Annotated in this window: 4 protein-coding genes and 2 pseudogenes; 5 read left to right on the forward strand and 1 reads right to left on the reverse strand. The window is 65.0% G+C overall.

Annotated elements, in window-relative coordinates; all coding sequences use genetic code 11:
• From EOA28_RS40325 to EOA28_RS19950, 4 genes and pseudogenes are all read left to right on the forward strand, one after another.
• A pseudogene (locus EOA28_RS40325) lies at positions 1–603 on the forward strand (hypothetical protein); the annotation flags it as partial.
• A gap of 311 nt (positions 604–914) precedes the next feature.
• A complete protein-coding gene (gene clpB, locus EOA28_RS19940; protein ID WP_128315197.1) occupies positions 915–3,521 on the forward strand; it encodes an ATP-dependent chaperone ClpB in 2,607 nt (868 codons plus the stop codon).
• Positions 3,522–3,633: 112 nt separating this feature from the next.
• Positions 3,634–4,002: an MmcQ/YjbR family DNA-binding protein gene (locus EOA28_RS19945; protein WP_127251156.1), complete on the forward strand. Its 369-nt coding sequence runs from the start codon at positions 3,634–3,636 to the stop codon at positions 4,000–4,002.
• A 129-nt stretch (positions 4,003–4,131) separates the two neighbouring features.
• Complete coding sequence (locus tag EOA28_RS19950; RefSeq protein ID WP_127251157.1) at positions 4,132–5,670, forward strand: L,D-transpeptidase family protein; 1,539 nt, start codon at positions 4,132–4,134, stop codon at positions 5,668–5,670.
• Here EOA28_RS19950 and EOA28_RS19955 read toward each other — a convergent pair.
• The gene (locus tag EOA28_RS19955) at positions 5,644–6,276 is read right to left on the reverse strand and encodes a TMEM175 family protein (RefSeq protein WP_128315198.1); all 633 of its coding nucleotides are present in this window, start codon (positions 6,274–6,276) and stop codon (positions 5,644–5,646) included. The genes EOA28_RS19950 and EOA28_RS19955 overlap by 27 nt on opposite strands.
• Before the next feature lie 162 nt (positions 6,277–6,438).
• On the opposite strand from EOA28_RS19955, the pseudogene EOA28_RS19960 reads away from it, so the two are divergent.
• Positions 6,439–6,681: pseudogene (locus tag EOA28_RS19960) on the forward strand (MFS transporter); the annotation flags it as partial.

The following is a 6,681-nucleotide window of genomic DNA, read 5'->3' on the forward strand; positions in this document are numbered from 1 at the left end:
GAAGGCACGCCGGCGGAGCTCGCCTACAACCAGGAAAACGGCCGCGACAACAACCGGCGCGACAACAACCAGCGCGACAACCGCGACAACAATGGCCGCGACCGGCATCGTGACCGCCGCAACGGCGGCTACGGCCAGAACGGTCAGCGTGGCGACAACGGCCAGCGCGGCGAGCATGGCGGCCAGCAGCTCGACCAGAACCGGCGCAATGAGACCCCGGCGCAGCCCGAGGCCGCTGGAGAGGCCGGAACCCAGGCCGAGCAGACACCGCAGTTCGACAGTTTCTCGCCGGCAGCGCTCGCCGCACAGGCCGAGCTCAACGAAGCCGCCATGGACAATGGTGGCGGTCGCCGGCCGCGGCGTCCGCGCCGCCCGCGCGGCACCTATGCCGACCATGCCGGCAATGGCGAGCAGGGCGACCAGCCGCAGGGCGCAAGCCCCGAAAATTCAGGCGAAGCACACAATGCGACGAACAATGGCGGCGAGGCCGGCGCCAAGCCCGCCGAAGAGGCAAGGCCGGCAAGCGAGCCTGTCGCCAGCGAGCCGGCGCCGGTCGCCGGCGAAGCTCCCGGCGAGCCTGTGACCGCCGACGCGAACAACTGACACAAACGCCATTTCAGGCATTGCAAACGGCGGGGATCTTTCTCCGCCGTTTTCGTTCGCGCGCGGCTAAAGCGCGTCACGGCGCGCTTTAGGTCTCTTTGCTCGATGCATGTCGCTTGCCCCAAAACCGCCGCGCATTTTTGGGGCGACATGCGGTGGAATATTCTGCTTTGATCGACATCAAGGCGTCTTGAGGGACCGCACCCCATACACCATATCTCGGCTGAACAGGGCTCGGCTCCTATGAGCGGGTCCGTCACCGCAATCTGATCCGGTGCCGCAAAGCGGGCCGGTGACGGAAGGAGACAGATATGAATCTTGAAAAATACTCGGAGCGCGTGCGCGGCTTCATCCAGTCCGCGCAGACCATGGCGCTTTCGCGCAACCATCAGCAATTCACACCTGAACATATGCTTAAGGTGCTCGTCGACGATGACGAGGGCCTTGCCGTGTCCCTGATCGAGCGCGCCGGCGGCAATGCCCGCGACGTCAAGCTCGGCGTCGAGACGGCGCTCGAGGCCATGCCCAAGGTCGAAGGCGGCAATGGCCAGCTCTATCTGGCCCAGCCGCTCGCCAAGGTGTTCTCGACCGCCGAGGACCTGGCCAAGAAGGCCGGCGACAGCTTCGTCACCGTCGAGCGGCTGCTGCAGGCGCTCGTCATGGAGAAGTCGGCCAAGACCGCCGACATCCTGTCCAAGGCGGGCGTCACCGCGCAGGCGCTCAACCAGGCTATCAATGATATCCGCAAGGGCCGCACCGCCGACTCGGCCAGCGCCGAGCAAGGCTATGACGCGCTGAAGAAATACGCGCGCGACCTGACGGCCGACGCCCGCGCGGGCAAGCTCGATCCGGTCATCGGCCGCGACGACGAGATCCGCCGCACTATCCAGGTGCTGTCGCGGCGCACCAAGAACAACCCCGTGCTGATCGGCGAGCCGGGCGTCGGCAAGACGGCGATCGCCGAGGGCCTGGCGCTGCGCATCGTCAATGGCGACGTGCCGGAATCGCTGAAGGACAAGCAGTTGATGGCGCTCGACATGGGCGCGCTGATTGCCGGCGCCAAATATCGCGGCGAGTTCGAGGAGCGGCTGAAGGCCGTGCTCAACGAGGTCACCTCGGCCAGCGGCAACATCATCCTGTTCATCGACGAGATGCACACGCTGGTCGGCGCCGGCAAGGCCGACGGCGCTATGGACGCGTCCAACCTGTTGAAGCCCGCGCTGGCGCGCGGCGAGTTGCACTGCGTCGGCGCGACCACGCTCGACGAATACCGCAAGCATGTCGAGAAGGACGCCGCCCTTGCCCGCCGGTTCCAGCCCGTCTTCGTCGACGAGCCGACGGTGGAGGACACGGTCTCGATCCTGCGCGGCCTGAAGGAGAAATACGAGCAGCACCACAAGGTGCGCATTTCCGATTCTGCACTGGTGTCGGCAGCGACGCTTTCCAACCGCTATAGCGCCGACCGCTTCCTGCCGGACAAGGCGATCGACCTGGTAGACGAGGCGGCGTCGCGGCTTCGCATGCAGGTCGATTCCAAGCCCGAGGCGCTGGACGAGGTCGACCGCCGCATCATGCAACTGAAGATCGAGCGCGAGGCGCTGAAGGTCGAGAAGGACGAGGCTTCGAAGGACCGGCTTGCCCGGCTGGAGAAGGAACTCGCCGGCCTCGAGGAGGAATCGACCGCGCTGACCACGAAGTGGCAGGCCGAAAAGCAGAAGCTCGGCCTCGCTGCCGACCTGAAGAAGCAGCTCGACGAGATGCGCAACGAACTGGCGATCGCGCAGCGCAAGGGCGAGTTCCAGCGCGCCGGCGAGCTTGCCTATGGCAAGATCCCGGAACTGGAGAAGAAGCTCAAGGAAGCCGAGGCCCAGGACGGCAAGACCGGCATGGTGGAAGAGGTGGTCACCCCTGACCACGTCGCGCATGTCGTGTCGCGCTGGACCGGCATTCCGGTCGACAAGATGCTCGAAGGGCAGCGCGAGAAGCTGTTGCGCATGGAAGACGAGATCGGCAAGCGGGTCGTCGGCCAGGGCGAGGCCGTGCAGGCGGTGGCCAAGGCTGTTCGGCGCGCCCGCGCCGGCCTGCAGGATCCAAACCGGCCGATCGGCTCGTTCATGTTCCTCGGGCCCACCGGCGTCGGCAAGACCGAGCTCACCAAGGCGCTGGCCAGCTTCCTGTTCGACGACGAGACGGCGCTGGTGCGCATCGACATGTCGGAGTTCATGGAGAAGCACTCCGTCGCCCGGCTGATCGGCGCGCCTCCCGGCTATGTCGGCTATGAGGAAGGCGGCGCGCTGACCGAAGCGGTGCGGCGCCGGCCTTACCAAGTGGTGCTGTTCGACGAGATCGAGAAGGCGCATCCGGACGTGTTCAACGTGCTCCTGCAGGTGCTCGATGACGGCCGGCTGACCGACGGCCAGGGCCGCACGGTCGACTTCCGCAACACGCTGATCATCATGACGTCGAACCTCGGCGCCGAATACCTGGTCAGCCTCAGCGACGACCAGGATGTCGATGCCGTGCGCGACGAGGTGATGAGCGTGGTGAAAGCCTCGTTCCGGCCGGAGTTCCTCAACCGCGTCGACGAGGTGATCCTGTTCCACCGGCTGCGCCGGCAGGACATGGACCGCATCGTCGAGATCCAGCTCAAGCGGCTGGAGAACCTGCTCGTCGACCGCAAGATCACGCTGTCGCTCGATCATGACGCGATCGAGTGGCTGGCCTCGAAAGGCTACGACCCGGCCTATGGCGCCAGGCCCCTGAAGCGGGTGATGCAGAAGGAGTTGCAGGACCCGCTGGCCGAGAAGATCCTGCTCGGTGAGATCCTCGACGGTTCGACCGTCAAGGTCACGGCGGGTTCCGATCGGCTGAACTTCCGCTCAAAGCCGACCGTGGTGGCGACGGAAGCCGCCGCCTGATCCGGGTCGAGCTTGAATGAACGCGAAGCGCGTCGCACCGGTGCGGCGCGCTTTGTTATTCCCGGTGACTGCGCATAATCGGCTGCCGATTCGGATAACCGGGAAGGACTCGATGAAGCTCGACGATTACAACGGCTTTTGCGCTTCATTGCCCGCCACGACGCATATCGTCCAATGGGGCGGCGCCCATGTCTGGAAGGTCGGCGGCAAGGTGTTCGCCATCGGCGGCTGGAACGACGGCGGCGAGCTTTTCGTCACCTTCAAATGTTCCGAGATGGCCTATGACGTGCTAAAGGATCAGCCGGGCTGCCGGCCGGCGCCCTATCTCGCTTCGCGCGGCATGAAATGGATCCAGCGTCAGACAAGCCAAAGCATGGATGATGCGGCGCTCAAGGACTATCTGCGCGAAAGCCACCGCCTGGTCGTGCTGAAGCTGACCAGACAGGCACGCAAGCAATTGGGGCTCGCGCAAACTGGCTGATGTTCCTCAAGGCACTGGAAATCCGCCATCTTCATGCCCGGTTCATGTTGGAACCTTAACTTGGGTAACTGGTTTGCTGGCGAAGATTCGCCCGTCAGAAGCCAGAGTCGACCGGAGAGCTTGACCCCCATGCTGCGCTTGATCTTTTCCCTATCGGCACTCGCGGCCGGGCTGGCGTCTTCCGGCGCGTTCGCCGCGCCGAGCGCGGATGGCCCGCAAGGCGTGCGCCCGGCTGAACGCGGCGTGCTGATGCTGGCCCAGGAAGGCAATATCGACATCTATTACGACGCCAGGGGCAATCGGGTGCTGGTCGATGCCGACACCGGCAAGGTCATCGCCATCCAGCCGCCGGGCAGCAGGCTCGACCGCCGCGCGCTTCGCCGGCAGATGCGCACGCAGGAGCTCGGCCGCGCGCCGGCCGAGGACGACGACCGCTACTATCTCGACAACCCCGAGGACATGGCCCGCTTTCGCCGGCGGCAGCTGGAGGAGAATGGCCGGGTCATCCCGCCGCCGGCCGACGAATACGATCCCAATAGCGGCGACAATTCCGTCGATGCCTATCCGCCGGCGCCCAACAATGACGAAGGCTACGCCACCACCTATCCGGAAGAGCCGAAGTCCAACACGATCAAGCGCCAGCCGCTGAACGAGGCGTCGATCGACCCGGAGCAGCCGGGCCAGGGCGAGGTGCTGCAGACCAATCCGGAGGCCTCGTTGCCGCCGAACACGGGCGGCAAGGCCAGTGTCGATCCGTCGCTGTCGCTCGGGGTGCGTCAGGATGTCGCCGCGCTGCAGGTGCTGCTCGATCGCGGCGGCGCCTCGCCGGGCGTGATCGATGGGCGCTTCGGCTCCAATGTCGACAAGGCGCTGGCCGCCTATAACGAAATAAACGGCACCAATCTCAAATCGACCGATGCGGTCGGCATCCAGGCGGCGCTCGCCCAGTCGGGCGGCGACGCCTTCGCTTCCTACACGATCACGCCGGAAGATGTTGCCGGCCCGTATGTCGCCTCGATCCCCGAGGACTACAGCCAGAAGGCCAAGCTCGACTGCATGTGCTACACCTCGGTCACCGAGGCGCTGGCCGAGCGCTTCCACATGGACGAGACCTATCTGAAGTCGATCAACAAGGGGGTGGACTTCAATCGCCCCGGCACGATGATCGAGGTCGCCAATTTCGGCAAGCTGGTCTCGACGCCGGTGACGCGCATCGTCGCCGACAAGACCAAGAAGGAAGTCTACGCCTATGATGGCAGCGGCAAGCTGGTCGCGGCCTATCCGGCCACCATCGGCTCGGCTGACACGCCGTCGCCGACCGGCATCCATGCCGTCTCGCGCATCGCGCTCGACCCGAACTACACCTACAACCCCAACATCAATTTCAAGCAGGGCCAGAACGACAAGATCCTGACTCTCCCGCCGGGACCGAACGGTCCGGTCGGCTCGGTGTGGATCGCGCTAGACAAGCCGACCTACGGCATCCACGGCACGCCCGATCCCTCCAAGATCGGCAAGACGGAGAGCCATGGCTGCGTGCGCCTGACCAACTGGGATGCACGCGAGCTTGCCAAGCTGGTGTCGCCGGGCGTCACGGTGGAGTTCGTCGGCGGACCGACAATCGCGGAGGTCGGCGGGACCTCAACCGATGAGTTTACGCAGCAGTGAGGCGCGCGGCGCCGCGGCATAGATGAGCTGCACCAGCAGGATGAAGCAGATGCTGAGCAGCGGCGTGATCAGACACAGCGCTGCGCCGACCGCCCATAGGGCCTGCGCCTTGACGATGCGATTGTAGACGGTGCGCCGCGTTTCAGCGTCGACGTCCTCGGCGATCATGCCGTTCCTGTCGGCATACCACCAACTGGCGAACAGCGTCGCGCCCAGCATCAGCAGGTTCAGCCAGTAGACCAGCACCGCGATCCTGAACTCGAGGAAATCGGCCAGCAGGTCGGTCGAGAAGGGCAATAGCGCTATAAAGGCAAGAAAGCACAGGTTGAGCGTCGCCAGCCTGCGGTCCGACTTCGCGATCAGGCCATGCTGCGCCTGCTGGCCGAACCAGAAGATGGTGAGCGTCAGGAAGCTCAGCGCATAGGTCAGAAAGCGTGGCGCGAGCGCGAGGATCGCTCCGAGCAACTCGCCTTCCGAGTGCACCGCCTCATGCGCCGGCACCCTGATCTCCAGCACGATCAGGGTCAGCGCGATGGCGAAGACGCCGTCGGTGATGCCGACGATGCGCCCGCGTCCTTCCGCCGACGGTTCGAGCGGCCGCTTCATGGCTTCCCCCTCCATACGTAATGTTGGAACCTAGCACGCGATCGGCGGTTTGCCTTCAAGATTGCCGTTCACCTCGCCACCCGACCAGTGCCATCTGGTTTCAAGAACAGCGATGCTCTGGCTTGTTGTTGCGCCCACGCAAGAGGGCTAAGCAGGGATCCCATGTCATCCGCGAGCGAAACCACGGCCGATTCGCATTCGCCCGCGCGCGCGAACGGCACGTTCTGTCCCCAGACGCAGCGCAAATTCGTGCTGGTGTCGGCAATCCTCGCCTCGGCACTCGGCTTCATCGACGGCTCGATCCTTGCGATCGCCATGCCGGCGCTGCGCGCCGACCTCGGCGCCAGCCTGGCGGAGGCGCAGTGGATTTCCAACGCCTATGCGCTGACGCTGTCGGCGCTCATC

This window comes from Mesorhizobium sp. M2A.F.Ca.ET.067.02.1.1, from assembly GCF_004023285.1.
In the GTDB taxonomy this organism is placed as follows: domain Bacteria; phylum Pseudomonadota; class Alphaproteobacteria; order Rhizobiales; family Rhizobiaceae; genus Mesorhizobium.